Annotated in this window: 29 protein-coding genes; 12 read left to right on the top strand and 17 right to left on the bottom strand. The window is 40.6% G+C overall.

The annotated features are described in order from the left end of the window. The first annotated feature begins 257 nt into the window (after positions 1 to 257). From ACVW2L_RS03310 to ACVW2L_RS03295, 4 genes are all read left to right on the top strand, one after another. Positions 258 to 1,886 (top strand): ABC-F family ATP-binding cassette domain-containing protein, encoded by a 1,629-nt coding sequence (locus ACVW2L_RS03310; RefSeq protein WP_457126531.1) that lies wholly within the window; start codon positions 258 to 260, stop codon positions 1,884 to 1,886. A 4-nt stretch (positions 1,887 to 1,890) separates the two neighbouring features. Then, positions 1,891 to 2,703, top strand: a complete 813-nt coding sequence (locus ACVW2L_RS03305; RefSeq protein ID WP_457126530.1) for a carboxypeptidase-like regulatory domain-containing protein — start codon at positions 1,891 to 1,893, stop codon at positions 2,701 to 2,703. 114 nt (positions 2,704 to 2,817) lie between these two features. Then, on the top strand, positions 2,818 to 3,411 hold the full coding sequence (locus ACVW2L_RS03300; protein ID WP_457126529.1) for a C40 family peptidase: 594 nt from the start codon (positions 2,818 to 2,820) through the stop codon (positions 3,409 to 3,411). Positions 3,412 to 3,462: 51 nt separating this feature from the next. After that, positions 3,463 to 4,098, top strand: a complete 636-nt coding sequence (locus tag ACVW2L_RS03295; protein ID WP_457126528.1) for a bifunctional 4-hydroxy-2-oxoglutarate aldolase/2-dehydro-3-deoxy-phosphogluconate aldolase — start codon at positions 3,463 to 3,465, stop codon at positions 4,096 to 4,098. Positions 4,099 to 4,110: 12 nt separating this feature from the next. On the opposite strand, the gene ACVW2L_RS03290 is transcribed toward ACVW2L_RS03295, so the two are convergent. Next, positions 4,111 to 5,358: an ABC transporter permease gene (locus tag ACVW2L_RS03290; protein ID WP_457126527.1), complete on the bottom strand. Its 1,248-nt coding sequence runs from the start codon at positions 5,356 to 5,358 to the stop codon at positions 4,111 to 4,113. Positions 5,359 to 5,607: 249 nt separating this feature from the next. Between ACVW2L_RS03290 and queA the strand changes: the two genes are divergently transcribed. The 3 genes from queA to ACVW2L_RS03275 all read left to right on the top strand — a co-directional run bounded on the left by queA (position 5,608) and on the right by ACVW2L_RS03275 (position 7,819). Next, positions 5,608 to 6,657, top strand: a complete 1,050-nt coding sequence (gene queA, locus ACVW2L_RS03285; RefSeq protein WP_457126526.1) for a tRNA preQ1(34) S-adenosylmethionine ribosyltransferase-isomerase QueA — start codon at positions 5,608 to 5,610, stop codon at positions 6,655 to 6,657. 82 nt (positions 6,658 to 6,739) lie between these two features. Continuing rightward, positions 6,740 to 7,084, top strand: coding sequence for a cupin domain-containing protein (locus tag ACVW2L_RS03280; protein ID WP_457126525.1), 345 nt, complete (start codon positions 6,740 to 6,742; stop codon positions 7,082 to 7,084). A 36-nt stretch (positions 7,085 to 7,120) separates the two neighbouring features. Further along, a complete protein-coding gene (locus ACVW2L_RS03275; protein ID WP_457126524.1) occupies positions 7,121 to 7,819 on the top strand; it encodes a 2-C-methyl-D-erythritol 4-phosphate cytidylyltransferase in 699 nt (232 codons plus the stop codon). Here the strand turns inward: ACVW2L_RS03275 and ACVW2L_RS03270 are convergent. The 9 genes from ACVW2L_RS03270 to sppA all read right to left on the bottom strand — a co-directional run bounded on the left by ACVW2L_RS03270 (position 7,816) and on the right by sppA (position 15,674). Next, on the bottom strand, positions 7,816 to 8,295 hold the full coding sequence (locus tag ACVW2L_RS03270; protein WP_457126523.1) for a SixA phosphatase family protein: 480 nt from the start codon (positions 8,293 to 8,295) through the stop codon (positions 7,816 to 7,818). The two genes, ACVW2L_RS03275 and ACVW2L_RS03270, sit on opposite strands and share 4 nt — an antisense overlap. Before the next feature lie 7 nt (positions 8,296 to 8,302). After that, positions 8,303 to 8,935, bottom strand: a complete 633-nt coding sequence (locus ACVW2L_RS03265) for a porin family protein (RefSeq protein WP_457126522.1) — start codon at positions 8,933 to 8,935, stop codon at positions 8,303 to 8,305. Further along, positions 8,935 to 9,963 carry a glycosyltransferase family 9 protein gene (locus tag ACVW2L_RS03260; protein ID WP_457126521.1) on the bottom strand — a complete coding sequence of 343 codons (1,029 nt, stop codon included), beginning with the start codon at positions 9,961 to 9,963 and terminating at the stop codon, positions 8,935 to 8,937. Before ACVW2L_RS03260 ends, ACVW2L_RS03265 begins: the two co-directional genes overlap by 1 nt. Next, positions 9,964 to 10,566, bottom strand: coding sequence for a DUF4254 domain-containing protein (locus ACVW2L_RS03255; protein WP_457126520.1), 603 nt, complete (start codon positions 10,564 to 10,566; stop codon positions 9,964 to 9,966). A 50-nt stretch (positions 10,567 to 10,616) separates the two neighbouring features. Continuing rightward, the gene (gene rfaE2 / locus ACVW2L_RS03250; RefSeq protein ID WP_457126519.1) at positions 10,617 to 11,114 is read right to left on the bottom strand and encodes a D-glycero-beta-D-manno-heptose 1-phosphate adenylyltransferase; all 498 of its coding nucleotides are present in this window, start codon (positions 11,112 to 11,114) and stop codon (positions 10,617 to 10,619) included. A 27-nt stretch (positions 11,115 to 11,141) separates the two neighbouring features. Then, the gene (gene rfaE1 / locus ACVW2L_RS03245; protein ID WP_457126518.1) at positions 11,142 to 12,119 is read right to left on the bottom strand and encodes a D-glycero-beta-D-manno-heptose-7-phosphate kinase; all 978 of its coding nucleotides are present in this window, start codon (positions 12,117 to 12,119) and stop codon (positions 11,142 to 11,144) included. Next, on the bottom strand, positions 12,112 to 13,806 hold the full coding sequence (locus ACVW2L_RS03240) for a helix-hairpin-helix domain-containing protein (protein ID WP_457126517.1): 1,695 nt from the start codon (positions 13,804 to 13,806) through the stop codon (positions 12,112 to 12,114). The genes rfaE1 and ACVW2L_RS03240 overlap by 8 nt, the downstream gene beginning before the upstream one ends. A gap of 91 nt (positions 13,807 to 13,897) precedes the next feature. Next, entirely contained in the window at positions 13,898 to 14,161 is a 264-nt protein-coding gene (locus ACVW2L_RS03235) for a hypothetical protein (RefSeq protein WP_457126516.1), read from the bottom strand. Further along, on the bottom strand, positions 14,154 to 15,674 hold the full coding sequence (sppA, locus tag ACVW2L_RS03230; protein WP_457126515.1) for a signal peptide peptidase SppA: 1,521 nt from the start codon (positions 15,672 to 15,674) through the stop codon (positions 14,154 to 14,156). Before sppA ends, ACVW2L_RS03235 begins: the two co-directional genes overlap by 8 nt. Positions 15,675 to 15,763: 89 nt before the next feature. Between sppA and folK the strand changes: the two genes are divergently transcribed. Further along, positions 15,764 to 16,243: a 2-amino-4-hydroxy-6-hydroxymethyldihydropteridine diphosphokinase gene (gene folK / locus ACVW2L_RS03225; protein ID WP_457126514.1), complete on the top strand. Its 480-nt coding sequence runs from the start codon at positions 15,764 to 15,766 to the stop codon at positions 16,241 to 16,243. Between the two features lie 22 nt (positions 16,244 to 16,265). Next, positions 16,266 to 16,637 (top strand): Hpt domain-containing protein, encoded by a 372-nt coding sequence (locus tag ACVW2L_RS03220; protein WP_457126513.1) that lies wholly within the window; start codon positions 16,266 to 16,268, stop codon positions 16,635 to 16,637. Here the strand turns inward: ACVW2L_RS03220 and purS are convergent. The 3 genes from purS to rho all read right to left on the bottom strand — a co-directional run bounded on the left by purS (position 16,634) and on the right by rho (position 19,331). Next, positions 16,634 to 16,858, bottom strand: a complete 225-nt coding sequence (gene purS / locus ACVW2L_RS03215) for a phosphoribosylformylglycinamidine synthase subunit PurS (RefSeq protein WP_457126512.1) — start codon at positions 16,856 to 16,858, stop codon at positions 16,634 to 16,636. The genes ACVW2L_RS03220 and purS overlap by 4 nt on opposite strands. Before the next feature lie 10 nt (positions 16,859 to 16,868). Then, positions 16,869 to 17,591, bottom strand: coding sequence for a CDP-alcohol phosphatidyltransferase family protein (locus tag ACVW2L_RS03210; RefSeq protein ID WP_457126511.1), 723 nt, complete (start codon positions 17,589 to 17,591; stop codon positions 16,869 to 16,871). A gap of 153 nt (positions 17,592 to 17,744) precedes the next feature. Beyond that, a complete protein-coding gene (gene rho / locus ACVW2L_RS03205; protein WP_457126510.1) occupies positions 17,745 to 19,331 on the bottom strand; it encodes a transcription termination factor Rho in 1,587 nt (528 codons plus the stop codon). Positions 19,332 to 19,716: 385 nt separating this feature from the next. On the opposite strand from rho, the gene pyrF reads away from it, so the two are divergent. Next, positions 19,717 to 20,547, top strand: coding sequence for an orotidine-5'-phosphate decarboxylase (pyrF, locus tag ACVW2L_RS03200; protein ID WP_457130176.1), 831 nt, complete (start codon positions 19,717 to 19,719; stop codon positions 20,545 to 20,547). Between the two features lie 69 nt (positions 20,548 to 20,616). Here the strand turns inward: pyrF and ACVW2L_RS03195 are convergent, their stop codons facing one another. The 3 genes from ACVW2L_RS03195 to ACVW2L_RS03185 form a co-directional block, all read right to left on the bottom strand. Beyond that, the gene (locus ACVW2L_RS03195) at positions 20,617 to 21,150 is read right to left on the bottom strand and encodes a pyridoxamine 5'-phosphate oxidase family protein (RefSeq protein ID WP_457126509.1); all 534 of its coding nucleotides are present in this window, start codon (positions 21,148 to 21,150) and stop codon (positions 20,617 to 20,619) included. Positions 21,151 to 21,242: 92 nt separating this feature from the next. Continuing rightward, positions 21,243 to 22,649: a glucuronate isomerase gene (gene uxaC, locus ACVW2L_RS03190; RefSeq protein WP_457126508.1), complete on the bottom strand. Its 1,407-nt coding sequence runs from the start codon at positions 22,647 to 22,649 to the stop codon at positions 21,243 to 21,245. A gap of 181 nt (positions 22,650 to 22,830) precedes the next feature. After that, positions 22,831 to 24,204 carry an aspartate kinase gene (locus ACVW2L_RS03185; protein WP_457126507.1) on the bottom strand — a complete coding sequence of 458 codons (1,374 nt, stop codon included), beginning with the start codon at positions 24,202 to 24,204 and terminating at the stop codon, positions 22,831 to 22,833. A gap of 281 nt (positions 24,205 to 24,485) precedes the next feature. On the opposite strand from ACVW2L_RS03185, the gene ACVW2L_RS03180 reads away from it, so the two are divergent. Together ACVW2L_RS03180 and ACVW2L_RS03175 are read left to right on the top strand one after the other, a co-directional pair. Then, positions 24,486 to 24,809, top strand: a complete 324-nt coding sequence (locus ACVW2L_RS03180) for a hypothetical protein (protein WP_457126385.1) — start codon at positions 24,486 to 24,488, stop codon at positions 24,807 to 24,809. Then, positions 24,806 to 25,714, top strand: a complete 909-nt coding sequence (locus ACVW2L_RS03175) for an IS3 family transposase (protein WP_457126506.1) — start codon at positions 24,806 to 24,808, stop codon at positions 25,712 to 25,714. Before ACVW2L_RS03180 ends, ACVW2L_RS03175 begins: the two co-directional genes overlap by 4 nt. 246 nt (positions 25,715 to 25,960) lie before the next feature. On the opposite strand, the gene ACVW2L_RS03170 is transcribed toward ACVW2L_RS03175, so the two are convergent. Further along, on the bottom strand, positions 25,961 to 26,422 hold the full coding sequence (locus ACVW2L_RS03170) for an Lrp/AsnC family transcriptional regulator (protein WP_457126505.1): 462 nt from the start codon (positions 26,420 to 26,422) through the stop codon (positions 25,961 to 25,963). Positions 26,423 to 26,595 lie beyond the last annotated feature (173 nt).

Genomic DNA, 26,595 nt, shown 5'->3' with positions numbered 1-26,595 from the left:
TTTACAATTTGGGGTTAATTGGTTATTTATAATTGATAGAATACAAAACTCGTGCCTTAAAGTAAAAACTTAAAAAGCGCGTTTTCATTATTAATTAACAAGATTTTTACTTTAAGGCAACAAAATAGTGAGTAATTGCTTCCTCAAATATGTTTCGGCTTATAAAATTGGTGCAATACTTTCTACTTATACGCAAACTCAAATCAATTTGTTTAACCCTTTTTTAACTGTATTTTTGCGGCAAACACAGGTGCAGCATGATAACAGTATCCAATCTATCTTTACGCTACGGAAAGCGTACATTATTCGAAGACGTTAACTTAAAATTTACCCCAGGCAATTGTTATGGCATTATTGGTGCCAACGGCGCGGGTAAATCTACTTTTTTAAAAATACTGTCGGGGGATATTGATCCAACAAGCGGTTCGGTAAGTTTTACGCCCGGCGAACGCATGGCCGTTTTAAGCCAGAACCACTACGCATTTGATGAGTTTTCCGTTCTGGAAACAGTAATGATGGGGCATAAGGAGATGTATGCAGTGATGAAGGAAAAAGATGCCATTTATTTAAAAGAGGATTTTAACGATGCTGATGGTGAACGGGCCGGCGAACTGGAAAATCTCTTCGCCGAAATGGATGGATGGAACGCCGAAAGCAACGCTGCCACCCTATTGAGTAACCTCGGTATAAAAGAAGAATTTCATTACAGCCTGGTGAAAGATCTGGATAATACCCAAAAGGTACGTGTTTTATTAGCGCAAGCCCTTTTTGGCAAGCCAGACATATTGTTATTAGATGAGCCTACCAACGACCTCGACATACATACAGTTAGCTGGTTAGAAGATTTCCTGGCCGGTTATGAAGCCATTGTTTTAGTGGTATCGCACGACAGGCACTTTTTGGATACTGTTTGTACCCATGTGGTTGATATTGACTTTGGTAAAATGACCATTTATACCGGTAATTACTCGTTCTGGTATGAATCGAGCCAGTTGGCCCTGAAACAACGTAGCGACCAAAACAAGAAAACTGAAGATAAGGTAAAAGAGTTGCAGGAGTTTATCCGCCGCTTTAGCGCCAATGCTTCTAAATCAAAACAAGCAACCAGCCGTAAAAAAGCGCTGGAAAAGATTGATATTACTGAAATACAGGCATCAAACCGCAAATATCCGGGAATTATATTTAATAACCTGGGCCGCGAAGCGGGAGATCAGATATTACAGGTTGAGAAATTAAGCAAAAGCCTTAATGGGGAGCCGTTGTTTGCCAATATTAACTTTATGGTTAATAAAGGTGATAAGATAGCTGTACTGAGCCAAAACAGTTTAGCCACCACCGCGCTTTACAGTATTTTAAGCGGTCGCGATAAAGATTTTAAAGGCGAATTTAAATGGGGTGTAACCATTAATACTGCCGATATTCCGATGGATAACGCGGAATATTTTGCAGGCAAGAATGACAACCTGATAGATTGGCTGCGAGAATATTCTCCGGGCGAGAAGGACGATCAGTTCATCCGTGGCTTTTTAGGCAGGATGCTATTTTCGGGGGAAGAAGTGTTGAAAAAAAGCAGTGTGCTATCCGGAGGAGAAAAAATGCGTTGCATGTTTAGCCGCATGATGCTTCAGGGAGCTAATTTGCTGATGTTTGATGAACCCACCAACCACCTTGACCTGGAATCTATCACTGCGTTAAATAACGGCATGAAGGACTTTAGGGGCACCATGTTGTTTACCTCGCGAGATCACGAGCTGGTAGAAACTGTCGCCACACGTATTATTGAACTTACACCGGGGGGTATAATTGATAAGTTAATGACTTACGACGAATATATTACCAGCGATGCGGTGCAAAAACAAAGGGATGAATTGTATGCAATGGCATAAACTGATGAAAAGTACTTTCCTTATCGCATTAATCTTACCTGGCGTGGTTGCAAACGCCCAAGTGATAAAAGGTAGCGTTAAAGATGCTAAAACTGGTGAAACATTGCCCTATGTAAACGTGGGCATCATCAATCGGGCTATAGGTACCGTTAGTAATGATGCCGGCAATTATAGCATTACATTAAACAGTAATGAATCTGATAGTCTAAGATTTTCTATGATTGGTTACAAACCGCAGGCTTTTGCTGTTAAAGAACTGGCTATCAGGCAAAGTGCTTTAAATATTTTGCTGGTGCCAGACGTTAAACAATTGGGAGAAGTTAAGGTAACTAACCGCAAATGGAAGACGGCGGTTTTGGGTAATACCACAAAATCACAATCAACCAATGCCGGTTTTCAAACCAATGCGCTTGGCCATGAGATAGGCATTATCATCAAAATAAAAAGATCCCCTACCTGGTTGAAAAGCTTTAATGCGTCGCTTACCGAAAATAATCTCGACTCTGTAAAACTACGCCTTAATGTTTACAGCGTAAAGGATGGCCTGCCGGTTAAAAGCTTGTTGCATGACAACATTTTTGTAACGGTTAAAAAGGGCCAGAAAGCAATTGATGTGGACCTTACCCCATACAACATTATGGTGGAAGATAAATTTTTTATTGGTTTAGAGTGGATAAAAACAGTGCCGGGACGTGGACTTATGTTTTCGGCATCACTATTTTTCAGCAATCCCATCATATCTCGCGAAACCAGCCAGGCAGCCTGGGAAAAATTGGGTATTGCAGGTGTAGGTTTTAATGTAACGGCTGAGTATTGATTATTGAGAGTTCTTCTAATGGTCACCGTAGCTAAATAATTGTTTGAATTTACGGTATAGACTTTAATTAAGTCTATTTCAAAACATTATAAGGCTTGCCGTGTCATTACGTGTATGAAACAGCTGTTGTATGTTTGTACCGTTCTGATCTTTCTGTGCTCTTGTTATGGTGAAGATAAACCCAATTTTGTTTATACTGCACCTGTAACCAATAAAATTGATGCCCCAGCCCCGGACGCCGTTGCATTGGCTCCATTAAAACCAGACGGCGCCGGCTACACAAGTATTGCAACCGGAAAATTAGCCCCACCTGAGTTAATACGATATGCCGAAACATTTAAGGGAGTTCCTTACCTGTACGGTTCAATCGACCCCTCGAAAGGATTTGACTGCTCGGGCTTTATTACTTACGTTTTTAATCATTTTAATGTGGCAGTACCCCGGCAATCGGTTGGGTTCACTTACGTTAACCGGCATATAGATATAAAAAACGCCAAAACTGGCGACCTGATCCTCTTTACCGGCACCGACAGCACTACAAAAGTTGTGGGCCATATGGGGATCCTTAAAGTTAATCCCGGCAAAGAGATCAATTTTCTTCACTCTACATCGGGTAAGGACGATGGCGTAACAGAAACCCCACTGAATGCCTATTACCAGGGGCGTTATATGTATACTGTCAGAATTTTTCCGCAAAACGACAGGTAGTTTAAACGGCCCTAACATTTATATTTGCCGGCAAGTTAAACTTATCGGCAAATGAAAGGACATAAATTTTCTGAAGAACTTTTTCTAAAAGTGCCCATAATTGGCATAGTAAGAGGAATGCCCTTTGACACCATTAAAAACATCCTTTCTGTTTATGCGGATGCCGGGCTTAGCACTATCGAAATAACGATGAATACCGAGGGCGCTGCTGAAATGATAGCGTTTATTACAGATAACTTTGGCAACAAACTTAACATTGGCGCTGGAACAGTTTGCACCCAGGCCGAGCTTGACAGCGCACTAAACGCCGGGGCACAATTTATAGTTACACCCGTTGTAAACCAAAAAATTATTGAGCGTTGTGTAAATATGGGTGTACCGATATTCCCGGGAGCGTTTACGCCAACCGAAATTTATAATGCATGGGAAATGGGCGCCTATATGGTAAAAGTATTCCCGGCTACCCAAATGGGACCTAACTATATTAAAGAGGTAAAAGCCCCGCTAAATAAAATAAGGTTAGTACCAACAGGAGGCATCACTCTTGAGAATATAGAAACCTTTAAGAACGCTGGTGCGGACGGCTATGGATTAGGCAGCTCGTTATTCGACAAAAATTTAATAGAACAGCAAAATTGGGAGGGGCTTAAAACTCACCTTCAAAAATTTGCAGAGAAATTTGCTTAAACGGATTTTCTATTAATTAGTACGTATGGCCTCTACAGGGTCAAGTTTTGAGGCGAACCACGCCGGTACAATACCTGATATAGTGCCTATCCCTACAGATGCCCCAATACCAATAATGATATTTTTCATGTACAGCTTAATTGTTATATCGGCCAGCGCTGTAACAAGTAACGTGCCGCCGTACACCAGTAATAAGCCTATTATACCACCCATAAGGCAAAGCACAATTGCCTCAATAAGAAACTGAAGCAAGATAAAGTAGTTTTTTGCGCCTAATGATTTTTGAATTCCGATAATATTGGTGCGCTCTTTAACGGAAACGAACATGATATTGGCAATGCCAAAACCACCCACCAAAATGGAGAAAATACCTATAAATAACCCTGCTTTATTAATAATGCTGAAAACGATATCCAACTGAGCAGTAAGCATAGTACTCTCGTTTAAAGAGAAGTTATCATCCTGCCCGGGTTTTAAGCTTCGGATAGAGCGCATAAGGCCATGCAGTTCGCCAACTACCTCTTCTACCGGGATACCCGCTTTACCTTTTACCACCACAGATGGGTTATATCTTTCTGCCTGAACATCTATAACGTTACGGGCAAAATTAAGCGGAATCAAAACCTGTTTATCGCTTGATATACCCAGCATATCATCGCCCTCTTTTGTAAAAACGCCAATAATGGTAACATATCTGCCCATTACCTTTATCTTTTTCCCTACCCCATTACCACCAGGGAAAAGGTTTTCAGATATATCATTTCCAATTACAGCAACAGGTGCGCCGTTCCTTGATTCCATTTCGGTAAAATACCGCCCGTCTTGTAAGTCAAAATTCCACGTTTTATCATGATCATGAGACGTAGCGTAGATCTGAGCACCTTCTATCGAGTTGCTGTTATACTTAATAGTACGATTAGAAATGCTTACTTCATATGAAATTGCTTCGGCAGTTTGGCTACGCCGTTCCAGCTCGTTAAAATCTTTCAATTTAGAAACCGGGCGTTGCATATACTTCCACCACGGGAAGCTGCTATCACCTACCCAGGGCCATTTTTCAACATAAACACTGTTGCTGCCCAGTTTATCAACGCTGGTTTGCAGGTTGTCCCGCAAAGTGTCAACAGCAGAAAAAACTGCTATAATAGTAAATATGCCTATGGTAACCCCAAGTAAAGACAACATTGTACGCAAGCGGTTTTGCCTGAGGGCATCAAACGCGAACAAAAAGCTTTCCCTGAAGAGTTTTAAGAATATCATATTACCTATTGCTTGTTTTTAGCCTGATTTTCACAGATTTTCAAACTCAATTGAAAATTCTGTGTTATATATTAGATTTATAAAACGCCCTTAAGTTACATCAATTAATTAATAAAGTTAAAACCTTTGTAAGCTTTGAGTAAGTGTATGTAATTAAGCAATATATCAATGTGTTCATCAATATAATCAGCATAATCAACAAATATATTTGTACATTTGCGCCCTGAAAAATTCCTATTTATATAAACAATGAAGTTATCTCAATTTAAATTCAATCTGCCCGAATCACTTATTGCCCACACCCCTTCGCAAGAGCGGGACGAGGCTCGTTTAATGGTTTTACACCGCGATTCTGGTAAAATTGAGCATAAGGTTTTCAAAGACGTACTTGATTATTTTGACGATAAGGACGTAATGATCCTTAATAATACGAAAGTATTTCCAGCCCGTATGTACGGCAACAAAGAGAAAACCGGCGCTACTATTGAAGTTTTTTTATTGAGGGAACTTAATAAAGAATTACGCTTATGGGATGTGCTGGTTGACCCGGCCCGTAAAATACGCGTAGGCAATAAGCTTTATTTTGGTGACGACGATCTGCTGATTGCAGAAGTTGTTGACAACACAACCTCACGTGGCCGCACAATACGCTTTTTGTTTGATGGTACTGATGAAGAGTTTCGTCGTAACGTAGAAATATTAGGCGAAACACCGCTACCTAAATATATTAAACGTAAAGCTACTACCGAAGATAAAGAGCGTTATCAAACCATTTACGCTAAACACGAAGGTGCAGTTGCAGCCCCAACCGCGGGATTGCACTTTAGCCGTGAGCTGATGAAACGCCTTGAATTAAAAGGTGTTGAATTTGCAGAGGTTACTCTACACGTCGGCCTGGGTACATTCCGCCCTGTTGAAGTAGAGGATCTTACCAAACACAAAATGGACTCAGAGCAAATAATAATAGAGGCCAAACAGGCAGCTATTGTAAACAAAGCCATTGAGGGTAAAAGACGTGTATGTGCTGTTGGCACTACCAGTATGCGCGCTATAGAATCTGCAGTATCTGCAGGGAAAATATTAAAGCCAATTAACGATTGGACAAGCAAGTTTATCTTCCCTCCGTATGAATTTAGCATAGCTAACTCAATGATCACCAATTTCCATACGCCTGAGTCAACTTTATTGATGATGATATCAGCATTTGGCGGTTATGAGCACGTGATGAATGCTTACGAAGTTGCTATAAAAGAAAAATACCGCTTTTACAGCTATGGTGATGCAATGCTGATTATTTAATTAGTTGAAAATATAAATTATGAAATGTGAGATTGGAAACGGCCTCACATTTTTTGTTTACTAATGTTATGTATGCGAAGCTATGATACCACAAGTACTCGAGTTAATTGAAATTAAAAATGAGATCGCCGGTATTGATTCCTATAAAAATATTCCGCTTTCAATAGTTAATGATCACAATGTCAGGCTAAGTATAATGGTTGAGGCATTTTACTGGCATTACCACCCCAATTCCGACGAAACTTTTTTTGGGATAGAGGGCATATTGATTATTGAATTGCAAGATAAAACCGTTGAAGTTGGACCGGGCAAGTTGTTTACTATTCCTGCAAATGTCATTCACTGTACAAGACCCAAAAATGGCCGATCTGTCAATTTAACTTTTGAACGCAAAGACATTGATACAGTAAAGGTTGACATTGATTAACCTGCTTCATATTTCTTTATTTTTGCTATAGCAACCATGACTCATTTCCAATCACATTACGCAATTATCGTCGCCGGCGGATCAGGCACACGCATGGGTTCTGTAATGCCCAAGCAGTTCCTGTCGTTAAACAGCTTGCCTGTGTTAATGCATACTTTATTAGCATTTCATAACAGCACTTTAAAACCCCGACTTATTTTAGCGCTGCATGCCGATTTTCACGATTACTGGAAACAGTTGTGTAATACCCACAATTTTAACATTCCACACGCCTTAGTTAAGGGCGGCGAAACACGTTTCCATTCTGTAAAAGCAGCGTTTGAAACAATAACTGATATGAATAGCTTAATTGCCGTTCATGATGCGGTGCGTCCGCTTACGTTAAGCACTTTAATTGATGCAGCATATAATCAGGCCGAGAGGGATGGGAATGCTGTAGTGGCTGTTAAAAGCCGGGATTCTGTTCGGCAGATAAATGGGGGTAAGTCTTTGGCGCTGAAACGTGAAGACATCTATTTGGTACAAACGCCGCAAACGTTTCAATTTGATCAACTAAGATCGGCTTATTTACAACCATATAATGATGCATTTACTGACGATGCAAGCGTGGTAGAAGCTGCTGGTTTTGATATACACCTTATTGAGGGGGATCATCAGAACATTAAAATAACATTTCCGGAAGATATAGCGATAGCAGAATTAATATTGAAAAATCGCGGCGTTGTTAGCTTCTAATGATTCTTGGGATAATCGTAATAAACTACCTTTCCACTGTTTGAAGTAACCGAAGCCCAAAATTCTGCATCAAATTCAATAACTGCCACCGCACACGTTGGCACATCTTGGGCCGCGCCGGTAAAATAATAGAGTAATTGCCCTATTCCTGGGTTGTGCCCTACCAAACCAATGCAGTCAATATCATCGGGAAGCTCTGTTACTATTTCAACCAGATCATCCATATCCGCTTCATAAATGCCTTTTATTTCTTCGGCTGCAGGGATACTCAGATGCTGCGAAAATATGTTGGCCGTACTTATTGTGCGCAGCGCAGGACTGGATATTAGCATTTTAGGAGCCTGTTTATTCTCTTTTAAACGTCCCGCCATTATTGCTGCATCGTGCATGCCGCCGGATGTTAATGGCCTTTCAAAATCGACATAGCCACTTTCGTGGGTTGCTTTTGCATGCCTTATAATTACAAGCTTCTTCATAATAGTATTACTTTATAAGGTAACCCAAGCCAACAGAGAATACCCTATTCTTTACAACACTTGTACCGCTATCTTGTTGCGATAATGATGCAATATTATTTAAGCCGAGCGAATATCCTACATTAAATACCAAACGGTTACGGAGTTCAAACCCGGTCGAAAAATAAAGGCCTGTATCAAATTTTTTAACATCATTATCCTTACCGTATTTTATTATATCTGATGTATAACTACCCGGCGTTTCGTAATCAAGATTCCCTTTCCAGCCCATAGCCAGATACCCCCCAGTACCAATGAAAAATATACCGGTGTTGCCAAACGTGAATTTTTTAAGCACGCTTACCGGCATCTCTAAATAAGTTAAATGCGTTGTGGTAGTTAACGCATCATCATAAACAACAGAGCCTTTATTGGCTATACCTAAGCCTGCGCTTAACCAAAAATCATTTTTTAAAGGCGCCTGCGCAAAACCGTAAACGTTAAATGTTTTAACGCTGCTGCCGATTGTGCGCACAATTGAACTTTTAACCTCCTGATATGCAAGTCCACCGGATATGCGTACGCCATATAAAATCTGTGCCTTCAGGTTTGTACAGCCTATCAAAAGCAAAAAACATAAAATAAATAAGCGCTTTGTCATTATACAAATTTGAGTAATTTATTTACAATAACATTGGGTGTTATGTTATGCAAGCATGCGTAATCTTTTCTAAAACAAGGCTTCTTGCCGTAAACGGAACACGGCCTGCAAGCTATATCATCTGCAACGATATTTTCTTCGGATTGCCCATAGCCCAAAAAGCCGGCAAAGTGATGAGTAGCACCCCAAACAGATATTGCCGGAACTCCCCGTAATGAGGCTAAATGCATTCCCGCAGAATCCATACTTAGCATTACGTTCAAGTTACTTATTAGCTGCAATTCCTGCTGCATATTTAAACGATTTACAGTTGATGTGACATTAGCAAAAGTTTGCTCCCAAAGCTCACAAATTTCCTTGTCGCGCGGAGTACCGCCAAAAAGAAAAACTTTCACCTTATACTGTTGCAGCAGATTAAGTACTTCCGCCATTTTTTCTTCGGGATAGATTTTCCCTGTATGCTGCGCAAATGGTGTTATCCCTATCCATGCTTCCCGCTTCTCGCCTGATACTTGCTTTATTTCGTCCGTTAAAACCGTTGCCTTTCTACGTAATTGATAGTCTAGTTCAAGCGGAAACCCTAGACCTGTAAAAACATCAGCGTAACGCTGTGCGGTACGTTTTAAAGGTTTTAAAACCTTGCCGGGAAAACGGGTAAGGAGCTTTTTTTCCTTACGGCCCTTGTCAACCCTTTTAACGGGTATCCCAGAAAATTTAAATAATGAGCTTACTATATTTGAACGTAAATTATTATGTAGATCGGCAATCGCATAATAAGTTCCCTTGCTTTTAAGCTGATTATACAACCTTAAAAGCCCGGGAAGACCATTATATTCCGATTTAAAATCAACAGCAAAATAATTAAGCCTGGGGATTTCTGAAAAAAAGCTGCTGAAACCCGGGCGCGAAATAAAAGTTACCGTAAGATCAGGATACTGGTTTAACAACGTTTTAACAACAGGCACGGTCATGGCAACATCGCCCATTGCCGAAAAGCGCATCACTAGTAAGTGCCTGGGCGTAGTCATTTATTGCTTATTATATAAAACAGGATTCAGTGTTGGATCATTGTACATTTTCATCTGGCGGTATACTTTCATGTACTTATCGCCTTTTTCTATGTCCTCCAACAATTCATCAATAGCTAAAGACAAATCATCTCGCTGTTGTAAAAGTACAGCCAGTTTTGTGCTGTTCTTTTTGCGCTGCTCCTCATCAATGTTGGCGCGTGTAGTTTCCTCGCGCATATGGTATATCTTCAATAAAAGAATAGAAAGGCGATCAATAGCACCGGCAGGGCTTTCTGTGTTGAAACGCGCAGAAGCTTTAGGTTTAACATCCTGATATTTAATGAAGAAATAATCGTCAATAACTTCTACAATATCGGTACGGTCCTGGTTTGACTTATCTATCCTCCGTTTCCATTGCACAGCTACCTGCGGAACTATAGAGGGATTACGGATCTCATCCTCCATATGCCATTGGGCTGTATCTATCCAGCATTTGGCATAAAGCAAGTGTTCTAAGGTCTCAGCTTTAAAGGGGTTTTCGGCAACGTAGTCTATATCGTTAAAACGATGATAATCGGTAATAACCTGTTCAAATATTTTATTGCACTGCTCGCTAAACATATTAAAATAACAAAGCCAAAGATAAACATTTAAGCTATTGTGCTTAAATGTTAATGACCTTTGATTTTTTGGATAATAGAGGTAGATGAAAAACCATCAACAAAATCTATAGTTTTTACCTCACCGCCATTTGCAATCACCTGTTTTGCGCCAACAATGTTGTCAATTGTATAATCTGCGCCTTTAACTAATATGTCGGGCATTAATTGAGTAATCAGGTCAAGCGGTGTATTATCATCAAACAAAACTACCGCGTCTATGAAGAAAAACGAGGCCAATAACAATGCGCGACTCTTCTCATCATTCACGGGTCTGTCAGGGCCTTTTAAGCGCTTTACAGAGGCGTCAGCGTTTAAACCAACGATTAGCTTCTCTCCCAATTCTGCTGCCTTGGTAAGGTATGTTATGTGCCCGGTGTGCAAAAGATCAAAAACACCGTTGGTAAAAACTATTTTCTTATCCTGAAAGCGCCAGGCAGCCAACTTACTTTTAAGTGATGAAATATCTGTTATTTTATCCAACAAGGTTTTTTCTAACTGTAATCTCATCTATACTATTTTAAAAGGATTATATGATCAAACGGTCATATCATTCAATATTTCATCAATTGTTGCAGATGCACTGCCTACTTGCCTTATTACGATAGCCGCTGCGTGGTTAGATACCTCGCAAGCCTCCTCCACACTAAACCCGACGGCCATAAAGTACGCTATGGCAGCAAGTACCGTATCGCCTGCGCCGGTAACGTCAAAAACCTGCGTAGCTTTAACCGGCAGCGCTTTATATGCCAGCTCGCTTAAAATAACCATTCCCTCTTCAGATAAAGTTACCACCAGGTAAGCTGTTTGCGTTTGAGCAAAAATTACCTTTGCAGCTTCCTGTAGGTCGTCAATATCTTTAATTTTTTCAATTTTAGCTGCCTCGGCAAGTTCCTTACGGTTGGGTTTTATCAGGTAGGCTCCTTTATACTTGTCGTAATTCAATCCTTTCGGATCAACAATCACTTTCTTTTGCTTTTCATTCGCAACCTGCATCAATCTCTGTGTAAGAACCGGCGAGAATAACCCTTTATTATAATCAGAAAAAACAACGATATCGGCGGCGTCAATATTTTTACTTACCTTTTCTATCAGATCATTCTCTATTAAGATGTCAACCTGATCTGCAACTTCTCTGTCTATCCTCACCAATTGATGACTACCGGCTAATACCCTTGTTTTTACTGTTGTAGGTCGGCTATTATCAGTTATTATGCAATCTGTTATAACATTTTCTGCAAGCAATATCTCTTTTAATTGGTTGCCGGTTGCGTCATTTCCAATTACCCCGGCCAATATCACCTTAGCACCCAACGCCACCAAGTTTTGGGTTAAATTTCCGGCCCCACCCAAAGTGGTCGATTCGTTCTTGACATTTACAACAGGAACAGGCGCCTCCGGCGAAAGCCGCGTGGCCTCGCCCCATATATAATGGTCAACCATCAAATCCCCTATCACTAATATAGTTGGTGCTGCTTTGCTATCGCGTACAGAAAGTACTTTATCCTTAAGCATTTATTGCGTTTTCGGTTAATATTTTGGTTTTAAAGAACCTGGTTATCTCTACCAGTGAAAGTGCATTCAGACATCTTTCTTTATATAATCCCCCTTTACGTGCAGCCAGTACGCCGTAATGCATATCGTTAAAGCCCTCAATGCGATGCGCATCCGGGTTTATTGAGAGCCAAACGCCTTTATCTAAAGCATACTGATGCCAGCGCCAGTCAAGGTCTAAGCGTAGGGGATTAGCGTTTACTTCAATCACCACATTATTTGCAGCACATGCGTCTATTACCTTTTTATAGTCGATCTTATAACCGTTACGACTTAAAAGCAATCTGCCTGTTGGATGGCCCAACATGGTGGTATATGGATTTTCTATTGCTTTAATTAACCTTGCCGTGGCTTTTTCCTCATCCATTTTCAAGTTTGAGTGGATGGAGGCGACAATAAAATCAAAACGTTTCAGTATTTCCTCTGGATAATCTAAAGATCCATCGCCCAAAATATCCGACTCTACACCTTTAAATACATAGAACTCTTCGTGATTTTTATTGTAATAATTTATCTCTTCATGCTGTTGTAAAATGCGCTCTATGCTAAGCCCCTTGGCATACACGGCGCTCTTGCTGTGGTCTGATATCCCTAAATATTCCAGATTCAGGTTATCCCGGCAGTAAGCAGCCATTTCTTCTATAGTATTAACGCCGTCGCTCCAGGTACTGTGGTTATGTAATGATCCTTTCAGGTCACCAAATCCTATTAATTGCGGAAGCTTATCTGTTGCAGCTTTTTCAATAAACGTATCACCCTCGCGTAGCTCAGGCTGCATGTAGGCCAAACCCGCTTTCTGATAAATAAGCAACTCACTTTCCGGCTGATCAGACTCTTCTGTTTCGCGTGCCATTACTGCAGCAACATGTTCGTCATTCCCTGTTTTAAAGAAAAGCGTTCTGAAAAAATAGCGCCTTTCCACACAGTGTATCTTTACTTTAAGGCCGTTAGCCGTTTCTGCAATAATGCAGTCGCCGTCGCTTGTTATCTTATGTAAAGCAGATGATGTAGAGAGCGTATGGGCAGCCATATCAGGATCTCGCGTGCCCAGTACCAACACCAATTCGGTAATGATCTCGCATTTTCTTCTGTATTCGCCTGCAAAATCTATTAAAACATTGTCAAAAACACTCCTTATCTCACCCATCAACGCTTTGGCTTCAGGTTCTACCTGTGCATATAAAAACTTGCCATGGCTTGCCATTACAAATTCTATCACCTTAAGTATATCTTCCTGAGTTTTTAAACCGAAACCTTTTGCTTCTATAAGGCGATTTTCGTTACAAGCATAATAAAGCTCGCCTACGGTTTCAATGCCCATATCGCGCCATATTATAGCTACCTTTTTGGGGCCAATGCCTTTTATGCCCATCATTTCAACCACACCGGCAGGGGTATTATCAATAAGGTTGTCCATTTCTGCCATGGTGCCGGTTTCCAGCAACTCAACAATTTTTGCGGCCAGGCTTTTACCTATGCCGTCAATCTTTTCCAGTTCGGCATAGTCTTTACCTGCAAGTTTAAATGGCAGTTTATCAACTTTAAAAGATGCGTTGGCTATAGACTTGATTTTGAATGGGTTAATATCATGCAATTCCATCAGCTGCGAAAGCAATCGGAGTTTGCGTGCAATGGCTTTGTTTTCCATAATTTAGCTGAAGCAGTAAAAGTACAAAAGCTGTCGCTTACTTCATAACGATAACAACATAAGCTATTGTTTGTTGCCGCCGATGTGTACCCTATTTTATTTCAACATTATAAAACATGCGCGCCTGGGGTATGCGCATTATTTGAGTAAGCCCTTTTATTTGCTTGTATATACCGTAATTTTCTCCCAATTCGGATTGTACCATGCTTTCGCGGATCTTAGCACTAAAATTTGCCCCGAGGCTTTTCAATACACTTTTTTGATCAGGGTAATCTACCACGCGATACTCTTTTAATTTGGCCATTTTAGCTGCAGACTTAACTGCGTCATTAAGGCTGCCTAAACGATCAACCAAAACCTATTTTTATAGCCTGTTCGCCTGTCCATACACGGCCCTGACCAATACTGTCAATGTATTCGCGGGTTTTATGGCGGCCGTCTGCTACAGCTTTGGTAAAATCAAAATATCCTCTGTTAACTTGTGCCTGTAATATGGCACGTTCCTCAGGTGTGAGCGGCCTGTCAACAGAGCCCATATCTGCGTACTTGCCTGTTTTTACGTTATCAAAGGTTATCCCAAGTTTATCGTTTAACAACTTTTGCATGTTAGGGAGTATAGCAAATATCCCAATTGAACCCGTTACGGTGTTAGGCTGAGCGTAAATAGAATCTGCCGCGCAAGCGATATAATACCCGCCCGACGCCGCCATATCCCCCATAGAAACAATAACCGGCTTTACCTTGCGTGTTAACATTACCTCGCGCCAAATCACATCAGACGCTAAAGAACTGCCTCCCGGCGAATTTACACGTAGTACAACGGCTTTGATCTTATCATCGGTACGAACTTTACGCAGTGCTTTTGAAAGGGTTTCTGAGCCGATGTTATTATCACTTCCTTCTCCCCCTGCTATTTCTCCCGACGCGTAAACCATAGCTATGCGGTTAGTTGATACTTCGCTATCCTCGTTACCTGCTGCGTTGGTATAATCAACCAGATCAATGGTATTTAAATCGCTTTTTAAGCTTACTCCGGTACGTTTTTTTAAATCGGCTATAATTTCATCCTTGTATTTCAAACCGTCTACCAAGCGGTACTTGACAGCGTCCTCGGGCTCTTTTATATAAAGATCATCGGCGTATTTATATAACGAGTCTTTATTTATGCCGCGGCTCGCGCCGATACCTTTTAAATAATGGTTGTACAGCGAATTGATGTATGAGTTTACCTGTAAACGATTGGCATCGCTCATTTTTGTGAGGATATAAGGCTCCACAGCACTTTTATAAGTACCCACCTTAATTACCTGTGCCTCAATCCCCAATTTATCAAGCGCGCCCTTATAAAAAGTTACGTCTGAGCTAAATCCATCAAATTCAAGCATGCCTTTAGGGTTAAGGTAGATCTTGTCTGCTACCGATGCCAGATAATAGAACCCTTTGGTGTAGACTTCGCTGTAAGCGACTATAAACTTACCCGACTTTTTAAAATCAATAAGCCCATTGCGTATCTCTTCAGTAGTGGCCTGCCCTGATTGCATGTAGCCTTCATCCAGGAAAATACCTTTTATTTTGTTGTCGGTTTTAGCCTTTTTTATATTGGCCAAAATATCCTTTAAACCTATATTCTTATCGCCGCCGAGGCCTAAAAAGTCAAGGCCCTCAAGCGGGTTTTGAGGCGTGCGTTCTTCAATTGTGTTTTTTAACGATATATAAAGTATGCTATTATTATCAACAATAGCGCTTTTTTCGCCACCGGCAGATGATATTATTCCCCCCAAAATAAGCACCAAAACCAGCGTCAATACCAAAACCGACAAAACTACGCCAACAACAGTTGCTAATACAAACTTGAAAAATTGCTTCATTTAATATTATTATATAACTATGCAAACTTAATAAAAGGCAAGATATTAAGTTAGTATTAAGAGCCTTGCTCCTTATATTTGTTACAACAATGAATAACGTTTTTTTATTATTGGGAAGCAATCTGGGAGACAGAAAGCTGTTATTACAAATGGCTGTAACGAAGATAGCAGAGCGGGTTGGCGGGGTATTGAAACAATCAGCCTTATACGAAACACAATCATGGGGGAAGGCGGGCGAACCTGATTACTTGAACCAAGTTGTTTTTTTACAAACTCAACTGTCTTCAAATAAGGTGCTTAATGAAATACTGAAAATAGAGACCAGTATGGGACGCATACGCGACGAAAAATGGGGATCGAGATTGATAGATATTGATATTTTGTTTTATAATGATGAGATCATCAAGCAAAATGACTTAGTAGTACCTCACCCTGAATTGCATAACCGGAGATTTACGTTAGAACCCCTTGTTGAGATAGCGCCCGAACTGGTTCACCCGCTGCTTAATAAAACAATGTTAGAATTGAAAAAAAATCTGACAGACAGTTTGATCGTAAAAAAATTATAAATTTGAATCATTAACCTTTTATATGACAGAAATTCCTTCCGGACCTGACTTTGACCTGGCCTTGTTATTGGAGATAGCTGATGGCAGCGATGAATTTATTGTTGACTCGATAGATATGTTCATGCAACAAACTCCGGAATCATTACAACAGGTAATTGAGGCCATCAACGCGCAGGACTGGCCAACAGCCGGATCGGCAGCCCACAAAATGAAATCAACTTTTGGTTTTTTTGGAATGCTGGAAAGCCAGGCGCTTATCCATCAAATTGAGTTAAGCTGTAAAGGTGGCTCGCCGAACGTTGCCGAGGTTTTGACACAATTTAACCAGGTTGAGGCTAATCTTGCCGAAAACACAAAAAGATTACTTAAAATAAAAGCTGACGCAGGAGCCTAAACCTGTTCTAATTTAAAGCTGTAGCTTTCCATTATTAAATTTGCCAGCAAGTTTTTACATGCCTGATCAACTTTAGCATGGGCAGCTTGCTCATTTTCGGCCTCTATTTGCAATGAAATATGTTTGCCGATACGTACATTCTGAATTTCGGATAATCCTAAATTTTTCATGCTTCCTGTAACCGCTTTTCCTTGCGGATCAAGAATTTCTTTTTTTGGCATTACGTCAATTTCAGCCTGGAACTTTGTCATTTGCAAATTTAAATTGAATTATAGATAGGGTGATGTAGATAAAAATAACCACCGGAACAGCGACAAATTTAAAAAATAGTATCAATATTGCCGAAAACAGCAGTAATAAATAACGGTAAATATTTCTGTTAAAATCGCGGTTTTTGAATTTAAGCGACATTAGCGGCATTTCCATAACTAACAGGGCGCACATCACAATAATAAATACAGTAAGGCCATATGGATTGAGAATGAAACGCGACAGCGACGGATACTGTTGTAAAATAAGCGGAAAAGAAGCGATAAGAATAGCGTTAGCCGGTGTAGGCAGGCCAATAAATATTTCTGCCTGCCGGGTATCAGTATTAAATTTTGCCAGCCTTAATGCAGAAAATACCGGAATAAGAAACGCGGAGAAATTTAAATAGGTACTTACCTTATCAATTTGCGGAGCCTGTAAAAATAGTTGATAAAGTATTACAGATGGCAACACCCCAAAGCTTACCATATCTGCAAGCGAATCAAGGTCCTTTCCAATTCCTGAAAATGATTTTAAAACCCTTGAAGCAAAGCCATCAAAAAAATCAAATATGGCAGCTAAAAAAAGCGCGTATGCTGCAAAAATAAGTTCTCCCTGAAAGGCAAAGACTATCCCTACACAACCACTGAACAAGTTTGCACAGGTGATAAAATTGGGGATATGCTTTCTAACTCGTTTCCTCATTATGCAGCTAAGGTAAAGCTAATACCTTAAATAAATTAATAATTGCTTATTAAGTTAATGGTGAGTGGTTGATTAGGTGAATAGTTAGCAATGTAAAGGTTGCTAAACCACTCAATCAACCTTATAAACCACTCACTTAACCCACCAAAACTATTAAGAATTCATTGAAATAAGGAATTCTTCATTGGTTTTTGTACCCCTGATCTGGCTTTGCAGAAACTCCATTGCTTCCAACGAGTTCATATCAGCAAGGTGGTTACGCAATATCCAGATGCGTTGAAGGCTTTCGCGATCAAGCAATAAATCGTCTCTACGTGTGCTTGACGCAGTTATATCAATAGCAGGGAATATACGTTTGTTAGATAATTTTCTATCCAGTTGCAGCTCCATGTTACCGGTACCTTTAAATTCTTCAAAGATAACCTCATCCATTTTAGAGCCTGTTTCTGTTAAAGCTGTAGCTATAATAGTTAATGAGCCGCCATCCTCAATGTTACGTGCCGCACCAAAAAAGCGTTTAGGTTTGTGCAACGCGTTGGCATCAACACCACCAGATAATATTTTGCCTGATGCAGGAGCCACGGTATTATACGCACGCGCCAAACGGGTGATAGAATCCAATAAGATAACCACGTCATGGCCGCACTCAACCATACGCTTAGCTTTTTCAAGAACAATATTGGCTATTTTTACATGGCGCTCAGCAGGCTCATCAAATGTTGACGATACAACTTCTGCACGTACGCTACGTGCCATATCGGTCACCTCTTCAGGGCGCTCATCTATCAAAAGAATAATCAAGTATACTTCAGGATGGTTTTTAGCAATAGAGTTGGCTACATCCTTTAACAACATGGTTTTACCTGTTTTAGGTTGCGCCACAATTAAACCACGCTGCCCCTTACCTATAGGCGAGAAAAGATCCATTATACGGGTTGAATAATTACCCGGATCAGTAAACAAATTCAATCGCTCTGATGGGAACAAGGGTGTTAAGTGGTCAAACGGAACACGGTCACGTACTTCGGCAGGTATCCTGCCGTTAATGGCTTCTACGCGTACCAACGGAAAGTATTTCTCCCCCTCTTTTGGCGGGCGAATGCTACCGCGCACGGTATCGCCTGTTTTAAGGCCGAAAAGCTTTATCTGCGATTGCGATACATATATATCATCAGGAGATGTTAAATAGTTATAATCAGAAGAGCGCAGGAAACCGTAGCCATCAGGCATGATCTCTAAAACACCTTCGTTAACTATAACATTATCAAAATCAAGATTTATGGCAGGCTCCTGTGGTTTTTGCTGGTTATTAACTCTCCGTTCAAATTTCTGCGGGCGTGTATCAGCAGCTTCTTCCGGTGCTTGTGCCGGCGTCTCAAATTCTGCTGCAACAGGGCTCGCTTCTGGTTCAACATCTTCGGCAGGCGCCTCGTCTTCCGCCTCAAACAGATTAGTATCGTCTAACGGTACTTCAATACGTGGTTTTGTGCCTTTTATAACGCGGCTTCTTTTACGCGGCTTATCATCTGCATCTTCACCCACCGGTGCGTTAACAGGTGTGTAATTATTTTCAACGGTAGCTTGCTGTGAACGCGCAGCTTCAATAAGCTGCTGCATTTCAACAATGCCGGATATTAATTGTGGTTTCCTAAGCTCGTCGGCGTCGGCTATACCTAAACTTTTTGCAATTTCGCGCAGCTCAGATACGAGCTTGTCGTTCAATTCGGTTGTATCAAACATAAATGAAGTTAATTCAAAGGGGAATTTTTTTTGTATGTATTATTGGTGAGCGTCAGTTTTTATACGCGTGTCGGCTCTACAGTTTGTTTTTTGAAATAATCTTTCCGCAACATGTAAAGTTATCGGATAGACAATAATTAAGAAATTTAATCTGCAACTTGTGTTTCAGCATTTAAACCCGGGAAATTTATATTATAATTAAATAACGTGGGATTTAAAATTTGTTTCTTTAGTGCAAGAAAATTCAGGAAAACAGTGCAATTCTACTCAAATAATTTTAAAAAACAAATTTTTAAAAAAAATATGCTTAATAGATGAACTGTTGTATTAATTTTTAGTTTTTTTGAACCACCGAAAATACTTAATCCCCTGCAATTAACTTATGATCTCGCGCCAGGAACTGATAAACCAGATAAAGCAAAAAAAATCTTTTTTATGTGTCGGCCTTGATCCCGATATTGACAAGATACCACACTTTCTGCTGTCCTACCCGGATCCTGTATTTGAGTTTAACAAACGGATTATTGACGCAACAAAGGACTTATGTGTTGCATATAAACCCAATTCGGCTTTTTATGAGTGCCGGGGCATAAAAGGCCTGCAAAGCTTGATAGCCACATGGGAATACCTACCCAAAGATTGCCTTACTATTATTGATGCCAAACGCGGTGATATTGGCAATACCTCTGATAAATATGCCCAGGCATTTTTAGATGAAGCCTCATCAGGAATGAGCTTTGACGCCATTACGGTTACGCCGTATATGGGTAATGATAGCATTTTACCTTATTTGAAATACGAGGGTAAATGGATAATTATATTGGCGCTTACGTCGTCTGTAGGTAGTAAAGATTTTCAGTATTTACCCACAGCGGATGGGCATTTATACGACACTGTAATAAAAAAAGCCAACAGCTGGGCAGGTGCCGATCGGCTAATGTACGTGGTGGGTGCAACAAAAAGCACTGAGTTTACAGATATACGCAAATACGCTCCTGATAATTTCTTACTGGTACCCGGCGTAGGCGCGCAGGGTGGCAGTTTGCAAGAAGTATGCAAATACGGCATAACCAAAGATTGTGGTTTGCTGGTAAATTCATCGCGCGGAATTATCTACGCGAGTAATGGCGAAGATTTTGCAGATGCCGCCCGCGCCGAAGCACTTAAGCTACAACAGCAAATGCAGATTGAGTTGGAGATGGCGAGTATTATATAGCGTCAAGAGCCAAGAGTTAAGCCTATTTATCGACTTACCATCTTGACTCTTGGTTCTTGGCTCTTGATTCTACACCTCTACTTTCCCTTCAATGGAATCATCAAGTGTTTTACCGATAGCGGCCCCCACTAACATTTTAACAAATGCTACCGCATTACCGTGTTTGTTGTCCCAATAATATCCTTCGGAGGGTTCTACTTTTAATACCGCTATACGCGGATCTTCCTGTCCTTCGGTAAACCAAGTTTTCATTAAAGGATCCCATAGCTCAGCAATTTTTTGCTTGTCTGCACTTGATGAAGCCACGCCGTAAATATTTAAGAAGTCTGAGTGCTCTGAGCCTTTAAATAACATATGCACAAAAGGATCAGCATTTATTTCCTGGAAGGTATGGCTATCATTGGCAAACAAAAACCAGAAGTTACCTTCGTCGTCTATTTGTTGCACAGCCATTGGCCTGGTGGAAAAAGGGATGCCTGTTTTAATGTTGCTGCAAAAGAAGCAGGTAGCTTTATCAGCGAGTTCTTTGAATTTTTTTACCGCTTCCGGGCCGGCAAGATCTTTTTTATTGTCTTCGGGTTGTTGTTGATTGATACTATTCATAATAATATATGCTTTAACAAACTATATCAAATAGCCCGCCAAAGCATACATCGCAATTAATAAAATTAATTACTAAGAATAAAAAAGCAATATTATTGATAAAACCCGAAGTAGTCGCGAGCATTGTTGTAGCAAATATCTTCTACAATTTTGCCTGTCCACGCAATGTCGTTAGGCAACTCCCCGTTTTCTATATCATTGCCAAACAGGTTACATAGTATCCTTCTGAAATACTCATGCCGCGGGAACGACATAAAACTACGCGAATCTGTAAGCATACCTACCATGCGGCTTAGCAAGCCTATATTTGAGAGCGAATTCATTTGATTGATCATCCCCTCTTTTTGATCCATAAACCACCAGGCAGAGCCGAACTGTACTTTTCCAACTACAGATCCGTCGTTAAAATTGCCAGCCATTGAAGCAAACAGGTCATTGTTAACAGGGTTGTTGTTGTACAAAATAGTTTTTGCTAATCTGTTGTCGGTATCTAACTTGTCTAAGAACCTTGAAAGACTTTTGCCATGTGTAAAATCTCCTATCGAATCCCAGCCAGTGTCCGGTCCTAAAGTTGAAAGCGCACGGGTATTATTATTGCGTAAAGCACCCACGTGATACTGCTGCACCCAACCTTTTTCATGATCCCACAAAGCGAATTGGTAAAGCAGGGCCGACTTGAACTTTAAATTCTCATCTGCAGTGATCTCGCTATTGCTTCTTATCTTTTTAAATATCTGCACTATCTCGGCATCGGTATAATCAGCCGCATAAACATAATCTAAGCCGTGATCTGATAGTTTGCCTCCGTTGGTGGCAAAATAATCATGCCGTGATTTTAAAGCTAAAAGGTATTCGTCGAGGTTGGTGATGTGCGTGTCAGAGATTTTTTCAAGCCTATCTATATACTCATTTAGCGCCGCAACGCTATCTGCATTCATGGCCTTATCCGGGCGAAAGGAAGGCAGCACTTTTACTCCAAAATTATCTTCTTTTATTTTTTTATGATCAGCCAGATTATCTAAAGGGTCATCTGTTGTACAAACAACCTCAACTTGGTTTTTTTTCAAAAGGCTGCGGACACTATATTCAGGCGATTGAAGTTTTTCAGTACATTCATCATATATCCTTGCAGCGGTTGCAGGCGAAAGAACATCCTTAATTCCAAAATAGCGTTGCAACTCAAGATGCGTCCAATGAAATAGCGGGTTACGCAAGGTATAAGGCACTGTGGCCGCCCACATTTCAAACTTTTCTCTATCACTTTTATTACCAGTTATGTAGGCCTCGTTTACCCCATTGGCACGCATAGCACGCCATTTATAATGATCGCCTTTTAACCAAATCTGGGTGATGTTAGCAAATTGTTTATCAGAGGCAATTTCATCCTGAGGCAAGTGACAATGGTAATCTATAATAGGCTTACCGGCTGCGTAGTCATGATACAATAGCTGCGCCGTTTTAGTATCCAATAAGAAATTGTCATCGAGAAAATTCTTCATTAAGTTCCTTGTATTTGCGGATGGCAATAATACCATTATCCACAATTACTTAGGTTCCTTTTTCCAAAAAAAAAATGTTAAAATACTATATCGTTTTCGGCTTTTGGAAAATCAAAATCTTTTACGCACGACACGATCTTTCACCTCTTTTATTACAATGAATCACGATCTATAGAAGCATCTATCCTACCGCCTGATTTAAAGCGATAATAGCTGGTTTAAAATCTTGCTTAGCCACTACAAACTGAATATTCACCTTGCCTTTGGCTACGCCGGCGCTTAGGATATTGATATCTGCTTTTGCCAATCCTGCCGCTGCTTTAGCTAACAACCCGGGCTGATCCATATTGCTGCCCAACAGACAAACCATCGCAACAGGCTCAGTAGTTACTCTTTCAAAATTTTGCTGCAGCTCGTCTATCAGTTCCTGTTTGAGGTCATTCTCCCAAATAACAATACTGATGCTGTTGGCGCTGGTAACTTTATAGGTATAGCTGATACCATGGTTATAAAAAGCCTGCATTATGCGTAAGTCGCTGCCTACGTTGCCGGTCATTAATGGATCGTAAATATCAATCATTAATTGCTTATCAGTTCCGGTTATAACTTCTACCCTTTTTATGGTAGATACATAACCGTTTGTTATGAGCGTACCCGGATGCTCGGGCTCGAAGGTGTTTTTTATGCGTAAATGGATGCCGGCCATTTCAAGCGGTTTGGCGGCTTTTGGGTGGATAGCCTCCATACCCACATCAGCAAGCTGATCTGCAATATCAAAGTTTGTATGACCAACAGGGCGTACGTTCTCAATACCAACCAGGCCGGGATCGGCAGTAGATAGGTGGTACTCTTTATGAATAATAGCTTCCTGTGGCTTTAGTATCTCAGCTATCTTGCTGAATGTCACTTCCGAGTAACCGCGGTCAAACTCACGCATAATACCCTCAGTTCCTTTTGCATAGCCGGTAGCGATAACCACACAGCTGTTCAGGTCGATTGTTGAAAATGCGTCTTTTATGCGCTCGCTGATGGTAAGCGCACGGGCATCGTTAAGGCCGGCTAAGTCAAGCAAATGGGCATTTATACCTTTTTGCTTAAGGATACTTGATAATACATAAGCAGAATGTGTTTCGCCAAGCGATGCAAGAATCTCCCTGGCTGCCAGTAAAATGCCTTCGTTCAGGTATCCTGAGGCCAGCATGGTAACCGCACCCTCCAGGTAGTTAAGGGCAGTTTGCATGGTACTGTCAACCATGGCATCGGCTTGTGTCAAATCAAGGCCAAGTGGCTCATATTGCTTGTTCAACTCTTTAAGATGCACAGCAACAGCGTTTAACTCCGCGCGGAAATCTTCGTGGCTTGCCAGTTTTTGGTATACACCGGGCGCTTTAGTCTTCTTGTTCTCAAGTAACACGTTGGTTACGCCAGAAAACGCCGATACAACAAAAACACGGTTGTACACGTCTGCGCCGGTTTTGTTGTATAATACAATATTATCTATTACTTGGTGAAGCGCACTCATTGAGGTGCCGCCAATTTTCTCTACAGTTAGCATAATTGTTAAAAAGGGCTCAAAACTACATAATTTGTTTTAGACGTGCACGCTGTCCCACACGCGTGTGAGACAAAATGGGCCGGGATGGGACGCATTTTGTAGTAAATGGTTGGCAGTAAGCAGTTTGCAATTTTGTAGTGGGACAAAGTGAGACTACTTATTCGTCAGGAAAATTACCTGCAGATTTGGCATAACTACTTAATTACAAGCGAATTGAAAAAAAATGATTTTTCGTCCCAATGTCTCGTCCTGAAATAGGTTTACACATTAAGTAAACAAAGATGGACGAAAGAACAGCAGAATCGATACTTATGGATCGTAATTTATTGGGATTAAATTACCGAGCTTTAGAGAAAAAGTACGGAATATCCCGTGCGCAAATCCACCGGATGGTGATGTCAAAGCAAAAGAAAGAAAAGAAGCCGGCAGCAATTAAAGCCATTTCAGTAGAAGACACAACCTTACCGGATGATGTTAAGACGCTCCGTGAGGAGCTTCGAAAAGCTCGTCTGAAGATTGAGTTACAGGATCTGATGATCGATATATCCAGTAAGGAGCTGGGTATAGACCTGCGAAAAAAGCATGGCACCAGGCGGTCCAAATGAAAATGCAAAGCTGCTCACGGGGACTTCGTGAGCTTTGCAGACTGCTTGGTCATTCGCCACAGGCGTATTATCAATATCAAAAAGCATTAGGAAAAAGTGTACTGGAGGACGACCTGATAATCGCTCAGGTGCTTGCTCACCGCCTGCTTCAACCGAAACTTGGAGGACGAAAGTTGTATGCGATGATGGAGCCATTTATGGCAGATCATCATATCGTCAGGGGCAGAGACCGGGTGTTTGACCTGCTGCGTGAAAACGGTTTGTTAAACAGAAAGCGTAGGCACAGTAAGCCCCGGACAACGGACTCGAATCACTGGATGAAGAAATACCCCGACCTGATAAAGGGTATCGTATTAAGCCGTTCAGAAGAATTATGGGTGAGTGACATTACCTATATACGACTGAAAAAGAGCATATTCGCTTATCTGAGTTTGGTTACAGATGCTTACAGTCGTAAGATCGTGGGTTACCACATGAATAAGGACCTATCAGGTCAGGGGCCTGTGGCGGCTCTGGAAATGGCGCTTAAAGAAAGGACGGGTAATGAACTGTTGATCCATCATTCAGACCGTGGTTCACAATACTGTTGTGAAAACTATATCGGTTTGTTAAATCAAGCCGCTATCGCTATCAGCATGACCCAAAGCGGTGATCCCAGGGATAATGCCATTGCAGAAAGAGTAAACGGAATACTAAAGCTGGAGTTACTTAAGGAAGTATATCCCCACCTTACAAGCGCCCGGGAGTCGGCAGTAACAGCTGTTGAGATTTATAACAGCGTGAGGCTGCATAGCAGCATTGATATGATGACCCCTGACCAGGCACATGGGCAAACCGGCCCGATCCAACGTAAATGGAAGAGTTGGGTTAACAGACCCTGCAGAAATCGGGTACCACAGTTTTAAACAAAAGAAAGGAGACAGTAAAAAGAAAAAAGAAGCAAAAAACGAAAAACATGTGGAAATATGGAAAACTGAAGGAGTTTCCCACATTCCCACACAACAAGCAAACAACAATAGTTTATTCTTTATATTTAGAAAAGTGTAAACCTATAACAGGACTAAAATTAAAGTGTAAACTTATCACAGGATTAATCATTAAAAGTGTAAACTTTTTTCAGGACGATACACAATTTGTCCCATTATCAATTGTTAAAGATTAATATTATAGCTGTGTTTATTCTCGCACATTACAAAGGTGCTGTGCGTACTGCCTATGCTGGTTACCGATCCTAATTTGTTGAATACAAAATCCTGATAGTGCTTCATATCCCTGGCGTAAACCTTCAATAAAAAGTCAAAATCGCCCGAAATGTTATAACATTCCACCACCTCGTTTAACTTCATTATATCGGTTACAAACTTATGCCCTATGCTTTTATCATGCTGTTTAAGCTTGATATTACAAAAAACTATTAATCCGTAATTAAGCTTTTCAGCATCTATTATGGCAATGTATTTTTTTATGTAGCCACCTGTTTTTAGTTTTTTAACTCTTTCAAAGACCGGCGAGGGCGATAGGTTTACCTTTGCGGCCAACTCTTTTATAGTGATCTCAGAGTCCTCGCCAAGCATTTTCAGCAGTCGTATATCGGTTTCGTCTAATTCCTCCATAGAATAATTATCTGTTTCGTTTTAAATTAGGCTAATTCAAAAGACTAATTACCTTTAATAATTATCAAATATAGATTTTATTACTGATTATAAAATCAAATACAGCATTTAAATCTACATAAATAGCTTTGTAAAGAATTTAATTCACCGTAATGTAAGTTCTATTCTTTCAA

Source organism: Mucilaginibacter sp. HD30 (assembly GCF_054061755.1).
This window is presented reverse-complemented; position numbering and strand designations above follow the sequence as displayed.

Coding starts and splice junctions, on each gene's coding strand:
- ACVW2L_RS03310 (WP_457126531.1), top strand. CDS start 258: ATGATAACAGTATCCAATCTATCTTTACGCTACGGAAAGCGTACATTA.
- ACVW2L_RS03305 (WP_457126530.1), top strand. CDS start 1,891: ATGAAAAGTACTTTCCTTATCGCATTAATCTTACCTGGCGTGGTTGCA.
- ACVW2L_RS03300 (WP_457126529.1), top strand. CDS start 2,818: ATGAAACAGCTGTTGTATGTTTGTACCGTTCTGATCTTTCTGTGCTCT.
- ACVW2L_RS03295 (WP_457126528.1), top strand. CDS start 3,463: ATGAAAGGACATAAATTTTCTGAAGAACTTTTTCTAAAAGTGCCCATA.
- ACVW2L_RS03290 (WP_457126527.1), bottom strand. CDS start 5,358: ATGATATTCTTAAAACTCTTCAGGGAAAGCTTTTTGTTCGCGTTTGAT.
- queA (WP_457126526.1), top strand. CDS start 5,608: ATGAAGTTATCTCAATTTAAATTCAATCTGCCCGAATCACTTATTGCC.
- ACVW2L_RS03280 (WP_457126525.1), top strand. CDS start 6,740: ATGATACCACAAGTACTCGAGTTAATTGAAATTAAAAATGAGATCGCC.
- ACVW2L_RS03275 (WP_457126524.1), top strand. CDS start 7,121: ATGACTCATTTCCAATCACATTACGCAATTATCGTCGCCGGCGGATCA.
- ACVW2L_RS03270 (WP_457126523.1), bottom strand. CDS start 8,295: ATGAAGAAGCTTGTAATTATAAGGCATGCAAAAGCAACCCACGAAAGT.
- ACVW2L_RS03265 (WP_457126522.1), bottom strand. CDS start 8,935: ATGACAAAGCGCTTATTTATTTTATGTTTTTTGCTTTTGATAGGCTGT.
- ACVW2L_RS03260 (WP_457126521.1), bottom strand. CDS start 9,963: ATGACTACGCCCAGGCACTTACTAGTGATGCGCTTTTCGGCAATGGGC.
- ACVW2L_RS03255 (WP_457126520.1), bottom strand. CDS start 10,566: ATGTTTAGCGAGCAGTGCAATAAAATATTTGAACAGGTTATTACCGAT.
- rfaE2 (WP_457126519.1), bottom strand. CDS start 11,114: ATGAGATTACAGTTAGAAAAAACCTTGTTGGATAAAATAACAGATATT.
- rfaE1 (WP_457126518.1), bottom strand. CDS start 12,119: ATGCTTAAGGATAAAGTACTTTCTGTACGCGATAGCAAAGCAGCACCA.
- ACVW2L_RS03240 (WP_457126517.1), bottom strand. CDS start 13,806: ATGGAAAACAAAGCCATTGCACGCAAACTCCGATTGCTTTCGCAGCTG.
- sppA (WP_457126515.1), bottom strand. CDS start 15,674: ATGAAGCAATTTTTCAAGTTTGTATTAGCAACTGTTGTTGGCGTAGTT.
- folK (WP_457126514.1), top strand. CDS start 15,764: ATGAATAACGTTTTTTTATTATTGGGAAGCAATCTGGGAGACAGAAAG.
- ACVW2L_RS03220 (WP_457126513.1), top strand. CDS start 16,266: ATGACAGAAATTCCTTCCGGACCTGACTTTGACCTGGCCTTGTTATTG.
- purS (WP_457126512.1), bottom strand. CDS start 16,858: ATGCCAAAAAAAGAAATTCTTGATCCGCAAGGAAAAGCGGTTACAGGA.
- ACVW2L_RS03210 (WP_457126511.1), bottom strand. CDS start 17,591: ATGAGGAAACGAGTTAGAAAGCATATCCCCAATTTTATCACCTGTGCA.
- rho (WP_457126510.1), bottom strand. CDS start 19,331: ATGTTTGATACAACCGAATTGAACGACAAGCTCGTATCTGAGCTGCGC.
- ACVW2L_RS03195 (WP_457126509.1), bottom strand. CDS start 21,150: ATGAATAGTATCAATCAACAACAACCCGAAGACAATAAAAAAGATCTT.
- uxaC (WP_457126508.1), bottom strand. CDS start 22,649: ATGAAGAATTTTCTCGATGACAATTTCTTATTGGATACTAAAACGGCG.
- ACVW2L_RS03185 (WP_457126507.1), bottom strand. CDS start 24,204: ATGCTAACTGTAGAGAAAATTGGCGGCACCTCAATGAGTGCGCTTCAC.
- ACVW2L_RS03180 (WP_457126385.1), top strand. CDS start 24,486: ATGGACGAAAGAACAGCAGAATCGATACTTATGGATCGTAATTTATTG.
- ACVW2L_RS03175 (WP_457126506.1), top strand. CDS start 24,806: ATGAAAATGCAAAGCTGCTCACGGGGACTTCGTGAGCTTTGCAGACTG.
- ACVW2L_RS03170 (WP_457126505.1), bottom strand. CDS start 26,422: ATGGAGGAATTAGACGAAACCGATATACGACTGCTGAAAATGCTTGGC.